Annotated in this window: 16 protein-coding genes, 1 tRNA gene and 1 pseudogene; 4 read left to right on the top strand and 14 right to left on the bottom strand. The window is 74.2% G+C overall.

The window, feature by feature from the left end:
- Window positions 1-29: 29 nt before the first annotated feature.
- From OU787_RS19575 to OU787_RS19560, 4 genes and pseudogenes are all read right to left on the bottom strand, one after another.
- A pseudogene (locus OU787_RS19575) lies at window positions 30-874 on the bottom strand (LuxR C-terminal-related transcriptional regulator).
- A 142-nt stretch (window positions 875-1,016) separates the two neighbouring features.
- Window positions 1,017-1,976: a UDP-glucose 4-epimerase GalE gene (galE, locus tag OU787_RS19570; RefSeq protein ID WP_030464054.1), complete on the bottom strand. Its 960-nt coding sequence runs from the start codon at window positions 1,974-1,976 to the stop codon at window positions 1,017-1,019.
- A 120-nt stretch (window positions 1,977-2,096) separates the two neighbouring features.
- Window positions 2,097-2,756 carry a LuxR C-terminal-related transcriptional regulator gene (locus OU787_RS19565; RefSeq protein WP_030464529.1) on the bottom strand — a complete coding sequence of 220 codons (660 nt, stop codon included), beginning with the start codon at window positions 2,754-2,756 and terminating at the stop codon, window positions 2,097-2,099.
- A 151-nt stretch (window positions 2,757-2,907) separates the two neighbouring features.
- Window positions 2,908-2,980, bottom strand: a tRNA-Thr gene (locus OU787_RS19560).
- A 276-nt stretch (window positions 2,981-3,256) separates the two neighbouring features.
- On the opposite strand from OU787_RS19560, the gene OU787_RS19555 reads away from it, so the two are divergent.
- Window positions 3,257-5,074: an FUSC family protein gene (locus OU787_RS19555; RefSeq protein ID WP_268661893.1), complete on the top strand. Its 1,818-nt coding sequence runs from the start codon at window positions 3,257-3,259 to the stop codon at window positions 5,072-5,074.
- Window positions 5,075-5,105: 31 nt separating this feature from the next.
- Here the strand turns inward: OU787_RS19555 and OU787_RS19550 are convergent, their stop codons facing one another.
- Both OU787_RS19550 and OU787_RS19545 read right to left on the bottom strand, forming a co-directional pair.
- A complete protein-coding gene (locus OU787_RS19550; protein ID WP_268660155.1) occupies window positions 5,106-6,941 on the bottom strand; it encodes an ABC-F family ATP-binding cassette domain-containing protein in 1,836 nt (611 codons plus the stop codon).
- Window positions 6,942-7,013: 72 nt separating this feature from the next.
- Window positions 7,014-8,000, bottom strand: a complete 987-nt coding sequence (locus OU787_RS19545) for an aldo/keto reductase (protein WP_268660154.1) — start codon at window positions 7,998-8,000, stop codon at window positions 7,014-7,016.
- Between the two features lie 169 nt (window positions 8,001-8,169).
- On the opposite strand from OU787_RS19545, the gene OU787_RS19540 reads away from it, so the two are divergent.
- The gene (locus OU787_RS19540; protein ID WP_442788506.1) at window positions 8,170-8,748 is read left to right on the top strand and encodes a Uma2 family endonuclease; all 579 of its coding nucleotides are present in this window, start codon (window positions 8,170-8,172) and stop codon (window positions 8,746-8,748) included.
- Here OU787_RS19540 and OU787_RS19535 read toward each other — a convergent pair.
- The 6 genes from OU787_RS19535 to rsmI all read right to left on the bottom strand — a co-directional run bounded on the left by OU787_RS19535 (window position 8,729) and on the right by rsmI (window position 14,594).
- Window positions 8,729-9,658, bottom strand: coding sequence for a 4-(cytidine 5'-diphospho)-2-C-methyl-D-erythritol kinase (locus OU787_RS19535; RefSeq protein WP_268660153.1), 930 nt, complete (start codon window positions 9,656-9,658; stop codon window positions 8,729-8,731). The genes OU787_RS19540 and OU787_RS19535 overlap by 20 nt on opposite strands.
- Window positions 9,659-9,660: 2 nt before the next feature.
- On the bottom strand, window positions 9,661-10,554 hold the full coding sequence (rsmA, locus tag OU787_RS19530) for a 16S rRNA (adenine(1518)-N(6)/adenine(1519)-N(6))-dimethyltransferase RsmA (RefSeq protein ID WP_268660152.1): 894 nt from the start codon (window positions 10,552-10,554) through the stop codon (window positions 9,661-9,663).
- A gap of 21 nt (window positions 10,555-10,575) precedes the next feature.
- Entirely contained in the window at window positions 10,576-11,457 is an 882-nt protein-coding gene (locus OU787_RS19525) for a TatD family hydrolase (protein WP_268660151.1), read from the bottom strand.
- The gene (gene metG / locus OU787_RS19520; protein ID WP_268660150.1) at window positions 11,457-13,049 is read right to left on the bottom strand and encodes a methionine--tRNA ligase; all 1,593 of its coding nucleotides are present in this window, start codon (window positions 13,047-13,049) and stop codon (window positions 11,457-11,459) included. The genes OU787_RS19525 and metG overlap by 1 nt, the downstream gene beginning before the upstream one ends.
- A gap of 58 nt (window positions 13,050-13,107) precedes the next feature.
- Window positions 13,108-13,527, bottom strand: coding sequence for a hypothetical protein (locus OU787_RS19515; protein WP_051817650.1), 420 nt, complete (start codon window positions 13,525-13,527; stop codon window positions 13,108-13,110).
- Between the two features lie 221 nt (window positions 13,528-13,748).
- On the bottom strand, window positions 13,749-14,594 hold the full coding sequence (gene rsmI / locus OU787_RS19510; protein ID WP_030463182.1) for a 16S rRNA (cytidine(1402)-2'-O)-methyltransferase: 846 nt from the start codon (window positions 14,592-14,594) through the stop codon (window positions 13,749-13,751).
- Window positions 14,595-14,731: 137 nt separating this feature from the next.
- Here rsmI and OU787_RS19505 point away from each other — a divergent pair, with 137 nt between their 5' ends.
- Together OU787_RS19505 and OU787_RS19500 are read left to right on the top strand one after the other, a co-directional pair.
- Window positions 14,732-16,513 carry a dolichyl-phosphate-mannose--protein mannosyltransferase gene (locus OU787_RS19505; RefSeq protein ID WP_268660149.1) on the top strand — a complete coding sequence of 594 codons (1,782 nt, stop codon included), beginning with the start codon at window positions 14,732-14,734 and terminating at the stop codon, window positions 16,511-16,513.
- Between the two features lie 148 nt (window positions 16,514-16,661).
- A complete protein-coding gene (locus OU787_RS19500) occupies window positions 16,662-18,374 on the top strand; it encodes a penicillin-binding transpeptidase domain-containing protein (protein ID WP_268660148.1) in 1,713 nt (570 codons plus the stop codon).
- A gap of 81 nt (window positions 18,375-18,455) precedes the next feature.
- On the opposite strand, the gene OU787_RS19495 is transcribed toward OU787_RS19500, so the two are convergent.
- Complete coding sequence (locus tag OU787_RS19495) at window positions 18,456-19,967, bottom strand: N,N-dimethylformamidase beta subunit family domain-containing protein (RefSeq protein WP_387854776.1); 1,512 nt, start codon at window positions 19,965-19,967, stop codon at window positions 18,456-18,458.
- Between the two features lie 68 nt (window positions 19,968-20,035).
- Complete coding sequence (locus OU787_RS19490) at window positions 20,036-21,478, bottom strand: APC family permease (RefSeq protein WP_268660146.1); 1,443 nt, start codon at window positions 21,476-21,478, stop codon at window positions 20,036-20,038.
- Window positions 21,479-21,496 lie beyond the last annotated feature (18 nt).

Below are 21,496 nucleotides of genomic sequence, written 5' to 3'. Positions count from 1 at the left end.
GGGCCCGGTCGGCCCGCGCCGGTGCGCGCTCAGCCCGCGCCGGGGCCCGGGACGGCGGCGACGGTCGGCGGGGGGACGGGGACGGGCGGTTCGGAGGGCGCGATCCCGGCCCGGCGGGCGACCGCGACCGCCGCGAGCGTGGAGTGCACCCCCAGCTTGCCCAGGACGTTCTGCATGTGGGTGCGGACGGTGTGCGGGGAGAGGAACAGCCGCTCGGCGACGGCCTGCCGGCCGAGCCCGGCGACCATGCAGCGCAGCACCTCCTCCTCGCGGGGGGTGAGCGCGGCGACCAGGCGCTCGCTCTCCGAGCGGTCCCGGCGGGCCGAGGTCAGCTCGCGGACCACGCCGGTGAGCAGCGCGGGCGGCAGGTGGGTCTCGTCGCGGCGCACGCCGCGCACCACGGTCATCAGCGCGCCGAGCGAACTCCCGCGCGCCACCCAGCCGTTGGCCCCGGCCTGGAGGGCGCGGGCGGCGCGCTGCGGGTCGTCGGCGGCGGCCAGCAGGACGGCCCGCAGCTCCGGGTGGGCCCGCCGGACCCGGGCCACCAGGGCGATCCCGTCGCTCAGCGGCCGGGCCTCCTGAGGCGGCGTCAACTGCACCGGCGCGGGCCGCTGTTGCGGCAACGAGGGGTGCGCCGGGGCCCGGCCGGGGCCGCCTGGGCGCGGGCCGGCGGCGGGGCGGCGCCCAGGTCGACGTCGACCAGCACCACGTCGTACGGGCGGTGTTCGGCCACCGCCCGCTCCAGTGCCCGTTCGGCCGCCGCCGCGCTGCCCGCCGCCCCGACGTCCACGTCGGGTTCGGCGGCCAGTGCCGTGGCGAGCGCCTCGGCGAAGATCCGGTGGCCGTCGACCACCAGGACGCGCATACGCCCCATCGTCCTTGCCCCCCTGCTCGTGGCCCGACCCCCACCGGTGCCTCACTCAGCCTACGGGCGCGCGCCGCCGCGGCGTGGGGGTTTGGTGAAGTTCCTGTACACAGGGTCTTCGGGGTGGTGGCCGGCCCGGGGAGCGGGCAGGTCAGGCGCGGTGAGTGAGGGTGAACTCCCAGGCGTCGGCGACGATTTGGTCGAGTTCGGGGCGCTTGGGGGTCCAGCCGAGGGTCTGGCGGGCGCGGTCGGCGGCGGCGACCAGGACGGCGGGGTCGCCGGGGCGGCGGTCGGCGACCTGCACCGGGATCTCCCGGCCGGTGACGCGCTTGACGGACTCGATCACCTCGCGCACCGAGAAGCCGGTCCCGTTGCCCAGGTTGCACACCAGGTGCTCACCCGGCTTCGCGGCGTCCAGCGCCAGCAGGTGCGCCTCGGCCAGGTCCGCGATGTGGATGTAGTCGCGGATGCAGGTCCCGTCCGGCGTCGGGTAGTCCTCCCCGAACACCGCGATGTGCGGACGCTGCCCCAGCGCCGCCTGGAACACCAGCGGGATCAGGTGCGACTCCGGCTCGTGCCGCTCACCGTAACGCCCGTACGCCCCCGCCACGTTGAAGTACCGCAGGCTCACCGCCGCCAGCCCGTGCGCGGCCGCCTCCGAGGTGATCAGGTGGTCCACCGCCAGCTTCGTCGCCCCGTAGGTGTTCGTCGGGGAGGTGCGCGCACTCTCCTCGATCGGCACCCGCTCCGGCTCCCCGTACACCGCCGCCGTCGAGGAGAACACCAGCGTGCCCACCCCCGCCTTGCGCATCGCCGACACCAGCTCCAGCGAACCCGCCACGTTGTTGCGCCAGTACTTCTCCGGATCCGCCACCGACTCACCCACCTGCGAGGACGCCGCGAAGTGCAGCACCCCGTCGAAGGAGGAGTCCAGCACCTGCCCCGCCTCCTGGATCCGCCCCCGCACGAACTCCGCACCCTCCGGCACACCCTCCGCGAACCCGGTCGACAGGTCGTCCAGCACCGTCACCCGGTGACCCGCCTCCAACAGGTGCGCCGCCACCACGCTCCCCACGTAGCCGGCTCCGCCCGTGACCAGGTACTTGCTCATGCCCTCAGACCTCCGCGACATTTCGGGTGTTCCTGGTCCGGAGCATAGGGCACCCGTCTGAACCCCCGGCCCCGTCCGCGCCACCCCCGGACCGGCCCCCGCCGCCACCGGGCCCGGCCCTCAGGCCAGTTGGTCCAGCAGCCCGGTCCGGGCGGCCAGCGCCGCGGCCTCCAGCCGGGACCGCGCCCCCAGCTTGGTCAGCACCCGCTGGACGTGGGTGCGGGCGGTGGACGGGGCGATCCGCATCGCGGCGGCGATCGCCGCGGTGTCCTCGCCGTCCGCGATCCGGGCCAGCACCTGGACCTCCCGCCGGGTCAGCAGCCGCAGCAGCCGCAGCGCCTCGTCGTCCGGCTCCGCCACCGGCCACAGCAGGTGCTCGAACGCGGCCCGCAGCACGTCGACCGCCACCGCCGCCTCACCCGCCCGCACCCGCGCGATCGCCCGGTCCACCACCTCGATCCGCTCGTCGCTGCGGACGTACCCGGCCGCCCCCGCCGCGAACGCCGCCGCGACCCGCCCCGGCGCCCCCAGCGGGCCCAGCACCACCACCGCGATCTCCGGCCGCTCCCGCCGCAGCCGCCGCAGCGGCTCGAACGGGTCCTCCGGCCCGCCCGCCGTCCCCAGCAGGCACACCTCCGGCCGCCGCCCCGCCACCAGTTCCAGCACCGCCCCGCACGGCGACCCGATCCCCAGCACCCGGTGCCCGCGCTGCTGCAGGGCCGCCCCCAGCGCCTCGGCCATCAGCCGGTGGTCGTCCGCCACCACGAGCCGTGCGCTCATCCGCGCCTCCCCCTCCCGGGCCCGACAGACGCACCATCACAGCGCACAATCGCCCGGCCCGCCAGAGGCCCTCCGCCACCGGCCCCGGACGGCGCGCAGGACCTCGGACAACGCGAAAGGCCCCGCCTCCCGGCGGGGCCTTCCCGATCTGAGCCCCCATGCGGAATCGAACCGCAGACCTTCTCCTTACCATGGAGACGCTCTACCGACTGAGCTATAGGGGCTTGTTGCTCCGGGCGCCTCGCGGCTCCCCTTGCGACGAGGAAAACACTACATGCTCCGCCGACCGGTTGGGAAATCCGCTTCCCCCAGGTCGGAGGGCTAAACTGCCCGAGAAGACCCGATCTGCCGTGCAATGTCGCCCAGCAGCCGCGAACTCCCGTGCAGCGAAGGCGCGTGATCCTGTGTCAGCCCCCGGCCGCAGCCGTGCTTCCGGCGACCCCTCCGCGTGGTGGGCGCGGGCCCTGCGACCGAGCCGGCCGGTGGTGCCGCGGGTGCTGATGGTGCGGGCCGCGGTGGGGATGGCGGTGCCGCTGCTGCTGGGGCTGCTGTGCGACCGGATGGCGCTGGGGGTGTTCGCGGCGCTGGGGGCGATGCACGCCACGATGAACGACCGGGTGGAGCCGCTGCGGCTGCGGGCGCCGCGGATCGCGCTGGCGCTGGCCGCGTCGACCGGCGGGATGCTGATCGGGGCGGAGCTGCAGTACCGGGGAGCGGGCGGGCTGGAGATCGGACTGGCACTGACCCTGCTGGGGTTCGCGGGCGGGGCGCTGTCCGCGACCGGGCCCCGCGGGTCGGCGGCCGGGATGCTGCTGCTGGTGTCGGCCTCGCTGGGCGGCGGGATGGCGCTGCCGCACCCGTGGTGGGCGGCGCCCGCGATGATGCCGTGCGGGGCGGCGCTGGTGCTGCTGATGGGCGTGCGCTACCGCACCGACGTCCGCGCCGATCCGCGGGCCCGGGCGCTGGCGGACGTCTACCTGGCGCTCGGCGGCCTGCTCGCCGCCCTCGGCACCCCGGACGGCGCGGCGGCCCGCCGCCTGCTCACCGGCCGGCTCAACCAGCTGCAGGACCTGCTGCCGCCGCCCCGCCCCGGCCGGCCCGAGTCGGCGCGGCTGCGCTGGCTGCGCCGCTCGTACGAGGCCGCGCTGGGCGCCACCGAGGCGGCGGCCGGGCTGCTGTGGGCCTGGCGCCCGGTGCCGCCGGAGGTCGCGGGGCTGCCCGCCCGGCTGGCCGCGCAGATCACCGGCGGCCCCGAGCCGGACTATCCCGAGTGGCGGCCGGACACCCCGTCCCGGACGGCGTTCGACACCGCGCTGCGGGCCGCCGCCGACACCGTCGCGGGCCGCTGGGCGCCGCTGGACACCGCCGCCCCGCCGCCGCCCGACCCGTGGCGGCTGCGGGTGCGGCTGCTGTCCCGGGGCTCGGTGCGCTACGGGCTGCGGGTGGCGCTGTGCGTGGCGGTCGCCGAGGCCGCGGTCAACCTGCTGCCGCTGGACCGCAGTTACTGGGTGCCGATGACGGTGGCGTTCGTCCTGAAGCCGGACCTCGGCTCGGTGTTCCAGCGAGCGGTCAGCCGGGCGCTGGGCACCGTGCTGGGCATCGCGGTCACCGCGGTGCTGCTGGCGCTGACCACCGACCCCTGGGTGCTGAGCCTGGTCATCTCGCTGTGCGTGGCGCTGCTGCCGTACTCGACGGCCGCGCACTACGGGCTGAACACCGTCGTGATGACGCCGGTCGCGCTGCTGCTGGTGCAGCTGGGCGGGGAGAGCGGGGCCGCCGAGTTCTGGCCGCGGGTCCTGGACACCGCGCTGGCCAGCGGCATCGTGCTGGTCTTCGGCTACCTGCTGTGGCCCGACCGGCCGCCGCACCGGATCGAGCCGAGCGTCGTCACCGCCGCGGCCACGCTGCGCCGCTACCTGGCCGCGGTGGTCGCCGGGCGCACCGAGCCGGTCGCCGAGGTGTGGCTGCGCCGCACCGCGTACCGGGCGCTGGCCGACGCCCGGCAGCAGGTCGCCCTCGGCCTGGCCGAGCCCCCGCCGGCCGGCCGGCTCGCCGAGCTGTGGCTGCCGACCACCGCCGCGCTGGAACGGCTCTCCGGCGCGGTCGCCGCGTACGCCGCCCAGCTGCGCTACGGCGGGCAGCAGCCCGAGCCGGAGGTGATCGCCCGGGTGCTGCACTCGTTGGAGCGGATCACCGACGCCGCCCGCACCCACCGCCCGCCGACCGGCCGGACCGACCGCCCGACCGGCCCGCACGACCCGGAGCGCAGCGCGCTGGCCCGGGCCGCGGACGAGCTCGACCAGCTGCTGGCGGCGTGACCGCTCCCCGCGCGCGGCGGGCGCGGCGGCGTCAGACCTGCTCGGCCAGTTCCAGCCAGGACATCTCCAGCTCCTCCTTGTCCTCGCGGACCTTGCGCAGCTTCGCGTCCAGCTCGGCGACCTTGGAGAAGTCGGCGGCATGTTCGGCGAGTTGGGCGTGCAGCTTGGACTCCTGCTCGTCCAGCTTGGCGATCTGCCGCTCGATCTTCTGCAGCTCCTTCTTGGCGGCGCGCAGGTCGCCCGCCGACAGGCCGGTGGACTCCGCGGCGGCCGGGACCTGGGCGGCGGCAGCCTGGGCGGCGGCCTCGGCCATCGCGGTGCGGCGCTCCAGGTACTCGTCGACGCCGCCGGGCAGCATCCGCATCCGGCGGTCGCCGAGCAGGGCGTACGCGGTGTCGGTGGTGCGCTCGATGAAGAACCGGTCGTGGCTGATCACGACCATCGAGCCGGGCCAGCCGTCGAGCAGGTCCTCCAGCTGGTTGAGGGTCTCGATGTCGAGGTCGTTGGTGGGCTCGTCGAGGAACAGCACGTTCGGCTCGTCCATCAGCAGCCGCAGCAGCTGCAGCCGGCGGCGCTCGCCGCCGGAGAGGTCGCCGACCGGCGTCCACTGCTTGTCCTTGCCGAAGCCGAACTGCTCGCACAGCTGCCCGGCGCTCATCTCCCGGCCCTTGCCGAGGTCGACCCGGCCGCGGACCTGCTCGACGGCCTGGAGGACCCGGGTGGTCGGGTCCAGCTCGGCGACCTCCTGGGAGAGGTACGCGAGGCGGACGGTCTTGCCGACCTTGATCACGCCGCCGGCCGGCTGCACGTCGCCCTCGGTGGCGTACGCGGCCTGCATCGCCCGCAGCAGCGAGGTCTTGCCGGCGCCGTTGACGCCGAGCAGGCCGATCCGGTCGCCCGGGCCGAGCTGCCAGGTCAGGCGCTCCAGCAGGACCCGCGGCGGAGCCGCTGATGTACCCCGCTCGCCCGCCTTGACGGTCACGTCCTCCAGGTCGAAGACGGTCCGGCCGAGGCGGGCGTTGGCGAACTTCATCAGCTCGGACTTGTCGCGCGGCTCCGGCACGTCCGCGATCAGCGCGTTGGCGGCCTCGATCCGGTAGCGCGGCTTGGAGGTGCGGGCGGGGGCGCCGCGGCGCAGCCAGGCCAGCTCCTTGCGGGCCAGGTTCTGCCGCTTCTGCTCCTCGGTGGCCTCGATCCGGGAGCGCTCGGCGCGGGCGAACACGTAGTCCGAGTAGCCGCCCTCGTACTCGCGGACCTCGCCGCGCTGGACGTCCCACATCCGGGTGCAGACCTGGTCCAGGAACCACCGGTCGTGGGTGACGCAGACCAGCGCGGAGCGGCGGTTCTGCAGGTGCTTGGCGAGCCAGGCGATGCCCTCGACGTCGAGGTGGTTGGTGGGCTCGTCCAGCACGATCAGGTCGGGCTCGCCGAGCAGCAGCTTGGCGAGCGCGATGCGGCGGCGCTCGCCGCCGGAGAGCGGGCCGATCACGGTGTCCAGGCCGTCGGCGAAGCCGGGGAGGTCGAGGCCGCCGAACAGGCCCTGGACGATGTCGCGGATCCGGGCGTCGCCGAGCCACTCGTGGTCGGCCCGGTCCGCGATCACCTCGTGCCGGATGGTGGCCTTCGGGTCCAGCGAGTCGTGCTGGGTCAGCACCGCCATCTGCAGGCCGCCGGAGTGGGTGATCCGGCCGGTGTCCGGCTCCTCCAGCTTCGCCAGCATCCGGATCAGCGTCGTCTTGCCGTCGCCGTTGCGGCCCACCACGCCGATCCGGTCGCCCTCGCTGACGCCGAGGCTCACCCCGTCCAGCAGGGCCCTGGTGCCGTACACCTTGGTGACGGACTCGATGGTGGCGAGGTTGACGGCCACGAAGCTGCACTCCTGAGGAAGGGGCTGGAACGAGCCTCCAGCCTAGTGCCGCGCCCGCCCGTGCTCTCCGCCTCAGCGGGCGGCGTCCAGCAGGGCCCGCTGCTCGGCGGTCAGTTCCAGGTCGAGCGCCGCCAGGCTCTCGTCCAGCTGGGCCACCGAGGACGCGCCGACCAGCGGGATCACCGGGAGTTCGCCGCCGAGCAGCCAGGCCAGCACGACCTGGTTGCGGGTGGCGCCGGTCTGCCGGGCCACCGCGTCGAGGGCGGCGAGGCGGGTGGGGGTGCCGGCGTGGTCGAAGGACGGGCCGAGCGGCTTGTCGGCGCGGACGTAGCCGCCGCCGAGCAGCGGGGAGTAGGCGACCAGGGTGAGCTCGGGGCTCTCCTTCAGGTACGTGACCAGGTCGCCCTGGACGGCGGCCTGGTCGCCGTCCGCGCAGGTCAGGCCGGGCAGGTCGGCGCGGCGGCGCAGGTAGGTGTGGCCGTACTGGAGCACCTCGTAGCCCGGCAGCCCCGCCTGCGCGGCGAGGTTGCGGGCCCGCTCGACCCGCCAGGACCAGTGGTTGGAGACGCCGAGCAGCCCGACCGTCCCCTCCTGCACCAGCTCGCCGAAGGCGCGCACCGTCTCGGCGAGCGGCACCTTCGTGTCCTCGACGTGCGCGTACAGCAGGTCGAGCTTCTCGACGCCCAGCCGCTTGCGGCTGGCCTCCGACGAGGCCCTGACCACCTCCGCCGACAGGCCCTCGCCGTTCTCGACGAACCCGGTGCCGGGCGCCTTCGGCCGGGCCCCGAGCTTGGTGGCGATCACCACCTCGTCGGTGATCCCCCGGCTGGCCCGCCACCGCCCGAGCACCTCCTCGCTGGCGCCGCCCTGGCTGTCGTCCTGCCAGTACGCGTAGTTGTTCGCGGTGTCGACGAACGTCCCGCCCGCCTCGACGTACCGGTCCAGCACCGCGAAGGAGGTCGCCTCGTCGGTGAGCGTGCCGAACAGCATCGCCCCCAGGCTCAGCACGCTGACCTCACGGCGGGTACGCGGATCGGTTCCGATGGTGCGCTTGCGCATGGCCGGGATTCCCCTCGTCTCCGCGGCCCGCCCGGTGCGGGCCGCGGTCACGAGTCTGGAACCCGGAGCGCGCTCCAGGTCAAGCAGCGGCGTGGACCACCCGCTCGGGGGGCGAGCCCGCTCCCGTCACGCGGTACCGTGCGAAAACCGCAACGGCGAAAAGTACCCGGTGACGGCAGTGGAGAACCGACCGCAGATGCTGGCCGAGGAGTTCGAGCGCATCGCGCTGGCAGCTGAACACGAGGACGTGCGGCTGGAGTTCGTCCACGGGCGGCTCGGGGTCAAGACGGCGCCCGACGGCAATCACTCCGAGGCCGTCCGCTGGCTGACGGAGCAGTGCATGCGGCAGCGCCCCGGCTGGTGGCTGTACCCCACGTGCGGACTGCGGGTGGAGACCCACCGGCAAGGCCGGGCCGGGCCGGACGGCGTGCTCGCCCCGGAGGGAAGCTTCGCCGGCCAGGGCGAGTGGGCCGACGCCGACCAGGTCGTCATGGTGGTCGAGGTGACCTCGTACGACAGCGACACCGACCGCCGCGACCGGGACGAGAAGCCGCGGGCCTACGCCGAGACCGGCATCCCGGTCTACCTGCTGGTCGACCGGGACAGCTGCGAGGTGCTGGTCCACAGCGAGCCCGAGGACGGCCGGTACGTGAGCCTGGTGCGGCGTCCCTTCGGCAAGCCCGCCGTCCTGCCCGATCCGGTCGGGATCACCCTGGACACCGAGGCGTTCAAGGCCTGGGTGCGCTGACCACCCGCGCGCCCGGGACGGGGCCGTGGGTCGCGTGGGCGGTGCGGCAGGTGCCGGAGGTGCGCAGGGCGGTGGCGATGTGGGCGGCGGCGTCGGCGTCCTTGGCGAGGAAGGCGCAGGTGGGGCCGGAGCCGGAGACCAGGGCGGCCAGGGCGCCGGCCTCGGTGCCGGCGTGCAGGGTGTCGGCGAGGGCGGGGCGCAGCGAGACGGCGGCGGCCTGCAGGTCGTTGCCGAGGGCGGCGGCCAGCGCGACGGGGTCGCCCTCGGCGAGGGCGGCGAGCAGGGCGGGGTCGGCGTCGGGGGTGGGGACGTCGGCGATCGAGGAGCCGAGGCCGGACTCCTCGCGCAGGCGGTCGCACTCGCGGAAGACCGCCGGGGTGGAGAGCCCGCCGTCGGCGACCGCGAACACCCAGTGGAAGGTGCCGGCCACCGGCAGCGGTTCCAGCAGTTCGCCGCGGCCGCGGCCCAGGGCGACGCCGCCGAGCAGGGCGAACGGGACGTCGGAGCCGAGTTCGGCGGCGAGTTCCAGCAGGACGGGCAGCGGGGTGTCCAGGCCCCACAGGGCGTCGCAGGCGAGCAGGGCGGCGGCGCCGTCCGCGCTGCCGCCGGCCATGCCGCCGGCGACCGGGATGGCCTTGTCGATGTGCAGGTGGACGCCGGGGTCGGCGAGGCCGTGGTGGGCGGCGAGCAGCCGGGCGGCGCGGGCGGCCAGGTTGCCGTCGTCGAGCGGGACGGCGTCGGCGTCGGGGCCGTCGCAGCTGAGCGTGACGCCCGCGCCGGGAGTGGCGGTGACCTGGTCGCCGAGGGCGACGGCGAAGAAGACGTTCGCCAGGTCGTGGTAGCCGTCGGGGCGGACCCCGCCGACGCCGAGCTGGACGTTGACCTTGGCGGGGACCCGGACCGTGACCATGTTCAGTGTTCCTCTGCTGCCTCTGTGGCCTTGGGCTTGTGCTCGGCGATCGCGGCGAACTGCTCGACCGTGAGCATCTCGCCGCGCAGCGTGTGGTCGATCCCGGCGCCGCGCAGCGCCTCCTCGGCGGCGGCGGGCGACCCGGCCCAGCCCGCCAGCGCGGCCCGCAGGGTCTTGCGGCGCTGGGCGAACGCGGCGTCGACGACGGCGAACACCTCGCGGCGGGTGGCGGTGGTGGCGGGCGGGTCGCGGCGGATCAGCGAGACCAGTCCGGAGTCGACGTTCGGCGCGGGCCAGAACACGTTCCGCCCGATCGCCCCGGCGCGCTTCACGTCCGCGTACCAGTTGGCCTTGACGGAGGGCACGCCGTACACCTTGTTGCCGGGCTTGGCGGCGAGCCGGTCGGCGACCTCGCTCTGCACCATCACCAGGGTGCGCTCGATGCTGGGGAAGGTCTCCAGCATGTGCAGCAGCACCGGCACGGCGACGTTGTACGGCAGATTGGCCACCAGCGCGGTCGGCGCGGGGCCGGGCAGCTCGGTGACGTCCATCGCGTCGCTGAGCACCAGGTCGAAGCCGTCGGCCTTGGCGGGCATCCGGCCCTTCACGGTGTCCGGCAGGTGCCGGGCCAGCACCGGGTCGATCTCCACCGCCGTGACGTGCCGCGCCACCTCCAGCAGCGCCAGCGTCAGCGACCCGAGCCCCGGCCCGACCTCGACCACCGCGTCCTCGTCCGTCACCCCCGCCGCCCGGACGATCCGCCGCACGGTGTTCCCGTCGATGACGAAGTTCTGCCCGCGCTGCTTGGTCGGCTTCACGCCGAACGCCTCGGCCAGCGCACGGATGTCGGCGGCTCCCAGCAGGTGGCCGTCGGAGGTGGGTTCGGTGGTGCTCACCCGCCAAGGATACGGGGCCGGTCAGTAGCCGAAGGCGCGTGCGGTGTTGGCGGAGATCGCGGTGGCGAGTTCGTCCTCGCCCAGGGCCAGGTGGGCCGCCATCGCCCGCAGGGTGACCGGGATCAGGTAGGGGGCGTTGGGGCGGCCGCGGTAGGGGTGGGGGGTGAGGAAGGGGGCGTCGGTCTCGATCAGGACGCGGTCGAGGGGGGTGGCGGTGAGGGCTTCGCGCAGGGGGTGGTTGGCCTTGTAGGTGACGGGGCCGGCGAAGGAGAGGTACCAGCCGTGTTCGGCGCAGGTCTTGGCCATGGCGGCGTCGCCGGAGTAGCAGTGGAAGACGGTGCGTTCGGGGGCGCCCTCTTCGAGGAGGAGGTCGATGACGTCCTGGTGGGCGTCGCGGTCGTGGATGACCAGGGCCTTGCCGTGGCGCTTGGCGATCTCGATGTGGCGGCGGAAGGACTCCTTCTGCAGGTCGACGCCCTCGGGGCCGGTGCGGAAGTAGTCGAGTCCGGTCTCGCCGACGGCGAGGACGTGCGGGAGGGCGGCGAGGCGGTCGATCTCGGCGAGGGCTTCGTCGAGGGCGGCCTGCCCGCCGGGCTTCCGCCGCTGGCCGGACCAGCCGTCGGGGTCGCCGAGGAAGATCCGGGGGGCCTCGTTGGGGTGCAGGGCGACGGCGGCGTGCACCTGTTCGTGCTCTTCGGCCAGCGAGGCGGCCCACCGCGAGCCGGGGACGTCGCAGCCGACCTGGACGACGGTGGTGACGCCGACCGAGGCGGCCCGGGCCAGGCCCTCGGCGGGGGTGCCGGACTGCATGTCGAGGTGGGTGTGCGAGTCGGCGACCGGGACGGCCAGCGGCTCGGGGAGCGGCGGCGGGGTGGAGCGGTCGTCGTTCTTCTTCGCGGCCATCAGGAGGTGGTCTTCTCTTCGAGTCGGGGGAACAGGGGGTCGCCCTTGGTGACGGTGGCGCCGGCGGGCAGGCGTGCGGGGTCGGCGAGGCGCTGGTCGGCGAGCGGGCCGAGGGCCGGTCCGGCGCCGAGGGAGTCCCAGAGCGCGGACGCGGCGGTCGGCATCACGGGGTTGAGCAGGACGGCGGTGGCCCGCAGCGCGTCGGCGGCGGTGTACAGGACGGTGGCGAGCCGGTCCGCGTCCGCGGGGGACTTGGCGAGCTTCCAGGGCTCCTGCTCGGTGAGGTAGCCGTTGACGGTCTTGATGAACTCGAAGACCGCGGCGATGCCGCCCGCGAAGTCGAGTTCCTCGCCGATCCTCCGGTCGGCCTCCTCGACGGCCTTCGCCAGCGCGTCGGCGACGGCCTGTTCGGCCCGGCCGGGGGCGGCGGCCACGGGCAGCACCCCGTCGTGGTACCTGCCGATCATCGCGGTGACCCGGGAGGCCAGGTTGCCGAAGTCGTTGGCGAGTTCGGAGGTGTAGCGGGCGGTGAAGTCCTCCCAGGAGAACGAGCCGTCGGTGCCGAACGGGACGGCCCGCAGGAAGTAGTAGCGGTAGGCGTCGACGCCGAAGTGCGAGGTGAGGTCGGTGGGGGCGATGCCGGTGAGGTTGGACTTGCTCATCTTCTCGCCGCCGACCATCAGCCAGCCGTTGGCGACGATCCGGCGGGGCAGCGGCAGTCCGGCGGCCATCAGCATGGCGGGCCAGATGACGGCGTGGAAGCGCAGGATGTCCTTGCCGACCAGGTGCACGGAGGCGGGCCAGAGCCGGGCGAAGCGCTCGGGGTCGGCGCCGTACCCGGCGGCGGTGATGTAGTTCTGCAGGGCGTCGACCCACACGTACAGGACGTGCTGGTCGTCCCAGGGCAGCGGGATGCCCCAGTCGAAGGTGGAGCGGGAGATCGACAGGTCCTTGAGGTCCTGTTCGACGAAGCGGAGCACCTCGTTGCGGGCGGCGGCGGGCTGGATGAAGTCCGGGTGGGCGGCGTAGAACTCCAGCAGCTTCGGGCCGTAGGCGGAGAGCCGGAAGAAGTAGTTCTCCTCCTCCAGCCACTCGACGGGGCGCCGGTGGATCGGGCAGAGCTTCTCGTCCTCGGTGGCGCCGGGCAGCAGTTCGCCGGGGAGCTTGTACTCCTCGCAGCCGACGCAGTAGGGGCCGGTGTAGCTGCCCCGGTAGATCTCGCCCTTGTCGTACAGGTCCTGGACGAACTCCTGGACCCGGTCGGTGTGCCGGGCCTGGGTGGTGCGGATGAAGTCGTCGTTGGCGATCCGCAGGTGCTCCCAGAGCGGTTTCCAGGCTTCCTCGACCAGCCGGTCGCACCACTCCTGCGGGGTGGTGCCGTGGGCCTCGGCGGTGCGCAGGATCTTCTGGCCGTGCTCGTCGGTGCCGGTGAGGTACCAGACGTCCTCGCCGCGCTGGCGGTGCCAGCGGGTCAGCACGTCGCCCGCGACGGTGGTGTACGCGTGGCCCAGGTGGGGCCGGTCGTTGACGTAGTAGATCGGGGTGGTGACGTAGTACGCGCCGCCGCCGGGGTGCTCTGCCATGGCCGCCATAGCCCGGGATCCTAGTCGGGCGCGGCCCCGCCCCGGGCGGGGGCGGGGCCGGGCGGGGTCAGCCGGTGCGGCGGGAGCCGAACGGCCAGCGGCGGCGCCGGGCCCGCAGTCCGGGCGGTTCCGGCGGGCCCTCGGGTTCGGCGGTGGGGGCGTAGCCGGAGCCCTTCTCCATGACGGCGGCCACGCCGGCCACCCGCCCGGCCCGCATGATCCGGACCCGTTCGCCGCCGCAGCCGGGGCAGACCAGTTCGCGCAGCGGGGAGGGGACCCGGACGCCGTTGGCCGTGTACTCGACGACGGTGTGGCCGTCCTTGGCCGTGTGGTGCTCGATGTCGTACGCCTGCTCCCAGCCGTAGCCGCAGTTGAGGCAGGCGAAGGAGTACGCCTCGTGGACCGTCTGCACGGGGGCGGGACGGCTGGTCGTGCCGAGGCCGCTGGGTGCTCCGCCGTTCCGGGGGCTGTCGATCGTGTCGCTCATGCGCCACCTCGCTTCGCTCGGAGCCCGTCGCCCGGTCCTTCCGGCCGGGTGCGGGTTGTTCCATCCCAGGGAATGCCCGGGAGGCTCCTTCCGATGCCCGGCTTGCCAAGTCTTGGTCCCGAATTGGCCCTCCGCTGGGGTGCTCATTCCAACGTACGCGCGATTCCGGCCATTGCCATACAAACTGACCGGCGGGGCGGCGGGGCGGGGCGGCCGGCCGGTCAGGGGGCGTGCTTGGCGGCCACCACGGCGTCGAACACCACCGACTTGCGCAGGCCCAGGTCGGCCGCGACCGCCGCGATCGCCTCCTTGCGGCGCTCCCCGGCCTCCTCCCGGACGGCCACCCGGCGGGCCAGCTCGGCCGGGCCGACCTCCTCCGGCGCGGCCGGCGGGGCGCCGGCCACCACCACGGTGATCTCGCCCCGGACGCCGTCCGCGGCCCAGGCGGCCAGCTCGCCGAGCGGGCCGCGCTTGACCTCCTCGTAGGTCTTGGTCAGCTCCCGGCAGACCGCGGCCGGGCGGTCGGCGCCGAACGCGGCGGCCATCGCCTCCAGCGTCTCGGCGATCCGGTGCGGGGCCTCGAAGAACACCATGGTGCGCGGCTCGGCGGCGACCTGGGCGAGCTGCCGGGAGCGGTCGCCGGCCTTGCGCGGCAGGAAGCCCTCGAAGGTGAACCGGTCCACCGGCAGCGCGGAGAGCGCCAGCGCGGTCAGCACCGCGGACGGGCCGGGCACCGCGGTCACCTTGATCCCGGCGGCCACGGCGGCGTCCACCAGCCGGTAGCCGGGATCGGAGACCGAGGGCATCCCGGCGTCGGTGACCAGCAGCACCCGGGCGCCGCCCTGCAGCGCGGCCACCAGCTCGGGGGTGCGGGCCACCTCGTTGCCCTCGAAGTACGAGACCACCCGGCCCGCCGGGGCGACGCCCAGCGCCTGGGTCAGCCGGCGCAGCCGCCGGGTGTCCTCGGCCGCGATGACGTCCGCGCCGGTCAGTTCGGCGCGCAGTCGGGGCGGCGCGTCCTCGACGTCGCCGATGGGGGTACCTGCCAGTACGAGAACACCAGTCACGGCACCATCCTCCCCTACCGGAGGGCGGCCCGTGGCTGGTGAGCGGGGCGCGGGTGGGAAGCGAGGGTCGGGGACCCCTTGTGACTTCCGCCATTGCCCCTACGATGTGGCCCGTGAACGGCGACATGGAGAGTGGTATGGACCACCCCGAGCGGGGCGGCGTGACCGTGCTGGAACCGGCCGACCCGGCCGCCGTTCCGGCGCCGCGCGCGGAGCCCGGACCGACCTCCCGTTGGGCCCGCGCGCTGGCCGGCGCCGGCTACCGGGCGCCCCGACGGGCGTCCGCGGCCGAGCAGTTGGTGCCGCCGATGCCGGACGGGCCGGGGGTCACCCCCGCGGTGGTCGAGCCCTCGCCGCTGCTCGCCCGGCTCGGCGTCCGGCTGCCCGACCCGCTGTGGTCCTGGCTGTGCCGGTGGGCCGGCTGGCTCGGCCCGCTCGCCGTCGCGCTGTTCGCCGGGGTGCTGCGCTTCACCAACCTCGGCAGCCCGCACGCGCTGATCTTCGACGAGACGTACTACGCCAAGGACGCGTACGCGCTCTGGCACCTCGGCTACGAGAGCAGCTGGCCCGACGACGCCAACGGCCTGATCACCGCGCCCAACCCGGCCGTCCCGCTGCAGCACCAGGCCGCGTTCGTGGTCCACCCGCCGGTCGGCAAGTGGATCATCGCCCTGGGCGAGCAGCTCTACGGGATGTCCCCGCTGGGCTGGCGGTTCATGGTGGCGGTGCTCGGCACCCTCTCGGTGCTGATGCTGGCCCGGATCGGCCGCCGGATGTTCCGCTCCACCCTGCTGGGCTGCGTGGCGGGCCTGCTGCTGTCCGTGGACGGCCTGCACTTCGTGCTCAGCCGCACCGCCATCCTCGACCTGCTGGTGATGTTCTGGTTCCTGGCCGCGTTCGGCCTGCTGCTGGTCGACCGGGACCGGACCCGGGCCCGGATCGCCGAGCGGATCGAGCAGGGCCTGCCCGCCGACTGGTGGCACCTGGGCTGGCGCCCCTACCGGCTGGCCGCGGGCGTCTGCCTGGGCCTGATGACCGGGACCAAGTGGAGCGGCGCCCCGGCGATCCTGGCCCTGGTGCTGCTCGCCGCGTTCTGGGACTCCTCGGCCCGCCGGCTGGCCGCGGTCCGCCGCGTCCCCGGCAGCCTGCCGCTGATCGTCCGCCAGCTCTGGGACTTCTGCTGGTCCGGCCTGAGCATCGGCCTGGCCGCGGGCGCCACCTACCTGGCGAGCTGGACCAGTTGGATCCTCTCCTCCCCCGAGCCCGGCAAGGGCGGCTACCTGCGCGACTGGGCGGCCCAGCACCCCGGCGGCTCCTGGACCTGGATGCCGGACTGGGCCCGCAGCCTGTGGCACTACCACCACGAGATCTGGCACTTCAACGTCAACCTGACCAGCCCGCACACCTACCAGTCCAACCCGTGGAGCTGGCTGCTGCTCGGCCGCCCGGTCTCCTTCTTCTACGAGTCCCCGAAGAACGGCCAGTCCGGCTGCACCACCGCCGAGTGCGCCCGCGAGGTGCTCGCCATCGGCACCCCGCTGCTGTGGTGGGCGGGCATCGTCGCGCTGGCGTACTGCCTGTACCGCTGGGCGATGCGCCGCGACTGGCGGGCCGGGGCGATCCTGTGCGCGCTGGCCGCCGGCTACCTGCCCTGGTTCAACTACCAGGCCCGGACGATCTTCCTGTTCTACGCGGTGTGCTTCGTCCCGTTCCTGGTGCTCGCGGTGACCATGATGATCGGCGCGATGCTGGGCCGGGCCGACGCCTCGCCCGACCGCAGGCTCGCCGGGGGCACCGGCGCCGGGCTGCTGGTGGTCGCCGTCATGTGGAACTTCCTGTACTTCTACCCGATCTACACCGGGCAGACGATCCCGATGGACGACTGGCGGGCCCGGATGTGGCTCGACACCTGGATCTGACCGGCCCGGCCGGACGGCCACGACACCTGCACACGTGTACCGGAACTGTCACAAACCACCGGCGTGTCGTGAGTGCACGGAAGAGGTCTGCCTATGGTGTCGTGGCCGCTGAACTCCGACGGCCACGACACACCCTGGGGGACACGACGTGAACAAGGGCGCGAAGATCGGCGTCTCGGTGATCGCAGCCGCGGTGCTCGTCGGCGGCGGGTACGGGGCCTACGCCCTGGTCTCCGGCGACGGCTCGGGCGGGGCCGAGGCGAAGAAGCCGCGCACGGTGGTCGCCGAGCCCCCCAGCCAGGAACTCGCCGCCTCCGGCGCCAAGGCCTTCCTCGACGCCTGGGGCAAGGGCGACCTGTTCGCCGCCGCCAAGCTCACCGACGACCCGGACAAGGCCCAGGCCGCGCTGGAGGCCTTCCAGTCGGGCGTCAAGCCCAGCGCCGTCCACCTCACCGTCGGCGGGCCCACCACCGCGCCCAGCCCGGCCGCGTCCAAGTCGGCGTCCGCCCCGGCCTCGTCCGCGGCCTCCGCGTCGGCCTCCGCCACCGGGAGCCCCGCACCCACCGGCGTGCTGGAGAGCTTCAAGGCGTCCCTGGAGTTCGCCGACACCGGCACCCCCTGGAACTACGACGGCGTGCTCGGCGTGGTCAAGATGAGCGACGGCACCGCCGCCGTGCACTGGGCCCCCAGCGTCATCCACCCCAAGCTGGACGCCAACGAGACCATCTCGATCAAGCCGCTGTACGCCGCGCCCTCCACCGTCACCGACCGCAAGGGCCGGCCGCTGGCCGCCTACGCCTCGCTCGCCGGCCTGCTCAACAAGCTCAAGAGCGCGGCCCCGCAGGGCGGCGACCCGGCGGACGCGGGCAGCGGGGTGGTGATCTCCGCCGCGAACGCCTCCGGCAACAAGGGCGCGGACGAGAAGCTGTTCACCATCAAGGACCCCAGGCCCGTCCCCAACCTCAAGCTCACCATCGACGCCGACCTGCAGGCCGCCGCCGAGCAGGAGGTCGCCGCCACCGGCAAGCCGTCCTCGCTGGTGGCCGTCGAGCCCAGCAGCGGCAACATCCTGGCCTACGCCTTCTCGCCCTCGACCGGCCAGAACCGCGCCTTCTCCGGCGCGACCGCGCCCGGCTCCACCATGAAGGTGATCACCTCGGCGGCCCTGCTGGAGGCCGGCCTGACGCCCACCTCGCCGATGCCCTGCCCGGAGACCACCATGGTCACCGGCAAGTCCATCTCCAACGACGAGCCCGGCGCGCACCCCGACTACACGCTCACGGACGCGTTCGTGAACTCCTGCAACACCTCCTTCATCGAGAAGGGCAAGGACGTCCTCAAGCCGGGCAGCCTGCCCGCCATCGCCAAGGACGTCTTCGGGCTCGGCCTGGTCTGGCAGACCGGCCTGTCGAACTTCGACACCGACATCCCGACCGAGGGCAACATGGCGGGCGCGGCCAGCGAGTTCATCGGCCAGGGCAAGGTGCGCACCAACCCGCTCGCCATGGCCTCGGTCGCCGCGACCGTGCAGTCCGGGGTGTTCCGGCAGCCGATCCTGGTGCCCGGCATGGCGCAGGCGAAGGCGGCCCGCAACCTCTCCCCCGAGGTGCTCGGCAGCCTGCAGTCGCTGATGGTGCAGACCGTCCGCTCCGGCACCGCCGCCGCCGTCAAGCCCGCGCTGCCGGCCGGCTCCGGCGCGAAGACCGGCACCGCCGAGGTCGACAACAGCACCGACGCGAACTCCTGGTTCACCGCCTACTCCGGCAACCTGGCGGTCGCCGCCGAGGTCCAGGGCGGCGGCCACGGCGCCACCGCGGCCGGGCCGGCGGTCTCCAAGGTGCTGCGGGTCGGCAACAAGTAAGCAGCGCCGCGACGGAGGACAGGGGCCCTCTCCGGGGGCCCCTGTTCCGCGTTCCGGGCCCCTGCTCTCCGTGTTCCGGGCCTAGTGGTCGGTGCCGGCGAACCTGCGCAGCAGGTTCTCGGTGACCTTGCGGGTGAAGTCCCCGGCCCGGCCGTCGATGCCGTGGATGGCGCTGCCGCCCGCCGGGCCGGTCGCGTCCAGGGACTCCACCCAGCGCATGGTGCCGGTGGCGAAGACCAGCGCCCCGCTGCCCGCCGTGTAGAGCGCGGTGTCCGCGTAGGAGTGCCGGCCCTCGCAGACCACCGGGGAGTGCGCGATCGTCTCGATGCCGGCCGGGGTCGGGAAGGACGGGTCGACCCGGTCGTACTCGACGCCGACCAGGTGCGGGAAGCTGTCGCCGCTCTTCGCCCCGGTGCCCGCCAGCAGCCAGTGGCCGGGGTTGGTGACCACGTACGGGGCGTCGACCGGGTAGCCGTCGTAGATCACGCCGAGCAGCGAGGACTCGGGGTCGGCGCCGGGCGGGGAGCGGAAGTCGGTGGTGGCCGGGTGGCCCGCCCTGTAACCCGGGTCGTCCTTCCAGGCGCCCTTCCAGCAGACCACGGTGCGGTCCGGCCCGGTCGGCGAGGGTTCGTAACGGACGCGCCGGTAGCAGCAGTTGGCGCCGAGGAAGGCCAGGTGGGTGCCGGCGTCCCGGGCGGCGGTGACGTGCGCGCGCTGCTCCGGGGACCAGTACTCGTCGTGGCCGAGCGAGAGCACCGCCCTGGCGCCGTGCAGCAGTTCGGGGTCGGCGGCCAGGTCGATGCCGGTGGTGTAGGAGAGCGGGATGCCGAGCTTCTCGGCGAGCGCGATCAGCGGGGCCTCGTAGACCAGGAACAGCCCGGCGCCGTCGTCGTACCGGTAGGGCCGGTCGAAGCCGACCTGCAGCGAGCGGGTGGGCAGGCCGCCGGTGGGGCCGTTGTACAGGTTGTAGCCGCCCCACTCGTTGTACGCCTGCCAGGTGGTGACGGCGTTGACCACGACGGTCGTCCCGGCGGTGGTGCGCGAGCGCACCGTCAGCGGGACGTACTGCTGTCCGGCGCCGCCGTCGGCGTCCAGGCGCAGCAGGTAGCAGCCCTCGGGCCAGCCGGTGGTGTCGACGGTGGTGGTGCGGGGCCAGGCGGTGCTGACCGCGCGGGTGGTCCGGTCGACGGTGAACGGCGCCTGCTTGCCGCCCGGCAGCGGCCCCGACGTCCAGACCCGGCGGCCGCGCGCGCCGCCGTACCAGCCCATCCGGTAGGCGGTGACGGTGAAGCCGGGGGCGGTGGTGGAGACGTGCAGGCCGACCTGTTCGCCGGGCAGGGCGCTGACCCGGTCCGCCCAGCCCTCGATCGTCCCGGCCGGGCCGGCGTTGCCGATCCGCCAGTCCGCGTCGCCCGGGCGGGCGTTCTCGGCGGCGGTGGCGGACGGGCTCGGGGCCGGGGTCGGCGCGGCGGTGCCGCTGCCGGGGGCCGGGGCGGGCCCGGCGGGGCGGCTCGGGCCGCAGGCGGTGAGGCCGGCCGCGGCGCCCGCGGCCAGTCCGAGGAATCGACGGCGTCCGGTGGCGCCCAAGCTCACTCCCGTGTTCGAACGTGCTGCGGACACGATAGGCAGGGCCCGGGTCCGGCGGGGCGCCGCCGGTCCGGTCATGACCGGTTCTTGGGCGGTTCGGGGTGTTCGGAGCCGTCGCGGTCGGCGAGGCGGGAGTGCTTGGCGCTGTAGGTGAAGTAGAGCACCGCGGCGAGGGCGAGGACGACCGCGAAGGCCAGGAAGGTGTCGGCGTGCAGCTTGGTGATGAGGTAGACGCAGAACGCGGCGCTGAGCAGCGGGGTGACGGGGTAGAGCGGGACCTTGAAGCCGCGCGGCAGGTCGGGGCGGGTGCGGCGGAGCACGATGATGCCGAGGGAGACCGCGGTGAAGGCGACCAGGGTGCCCATCGAGGTCATGTCGGCCAGCAGTTTGAGCGGGAAGACCGCGGCGAGGACGGCGACCGCGGCGCCGACCGCCAGGGTGTTCCAGACCGGGGTGCCGGTGCGGGCGGAGACCCGGGTGAAGGGGGAGGGCAGCAGGCCGTCGCGGCCCATCGCGTACAGGATCCGGGTCTGGCCGTAGATCACCACCAGGGTGATCGAGAAGATCGAGACGATCGCGCCGGCCGCGAAGACCAGGGCGGGCCAACTGTGCCCGGTGACGTCCTGCAGGATCTGCGCGAGCCCGGCCTCCTGGCCGTCGAACCGCTGCCAGGGCTGGGCGCCGATCGCGGTGACGGCGACGGCGAGGTACAGCGTGGTGACGACGACCAGCGAGATCAGGATGGCCAGCGGGAGGGTGCGCCGCGGGTCGCGGACCTCCTCGCCCGCGGTGGAGACGGCGTCGAGGCCGATGAAGGAGAAGAAGATGGTGGAGGCGGCGGTCTGGACGCCGTCCCAGCCGTTGGGCGCGAACGGGGTGAAGTTGCCCGCGCTGAAGCCGGTCAGGCCGACCGCGACGAACAGCACCAGGATGACCAGCTTGATCGCCACCATGACGGCGTTGACCTTGGCGGACTCGCCGACGCCGCGGATCAGCAGGACGGTGACCAGCAGCACCAGGACGACCGCGGGGAGGTTGAAGACCCCGCCCGCGCCGGGCGGGGCGGTGAGCGCGGCCGGGAGGTGCAGGCCGAAGGCCAGGTCGGAGAACTGGTTGAGGTACTGGCCCCAGGTGACGGCGATCGCCGAGGCGGAGACGCCGTACTCCATCAGCAGGCAGACGCCGACGCCGAACGCGACGAGTTCGCCCATGGTCGCGTAGGCGTACGAGTAGGAGGAGCCCGCGACCGGGATGGCGGAGGCGAGTTCGGCGTAGCAGAGCGCGGTGAGGCCCGCCGTGACGGCGGCGATCACGAAGGAGAGCACGACGGCGGGGCCGGCCTCGGGCACCGAGGTGGTGAGGACGAAGAAGATGCCGGTGCCGACGGTGGCGCCGATGCCGATCGCGGAGAGCTGCCAGAGTCCGATGGAGCGGCGCAGGTGCCCGGCTCCGGTGCCGCCCGCTTCGGCGATCAGGGTGTCCACGGGCTTGCGCCGCAGCAGGCGGGTGGTGCTCATCGGTGTCCTTCTGGTGGG

It is taken from the genome of Kitasatospora sp. YST-16 (genome assembly GCF_026802215.1).
Taxonomy (GTDB): domain Bacteria; phylum Actinomycetota; class Actinomycetes; order Streptomycetales; family Streptomycetaceae; genus Kitasatospora; species Kitasatospora cineracea.
This window is presented reverse-complemented; position numbering and strand designations above follow the sequence as displayed.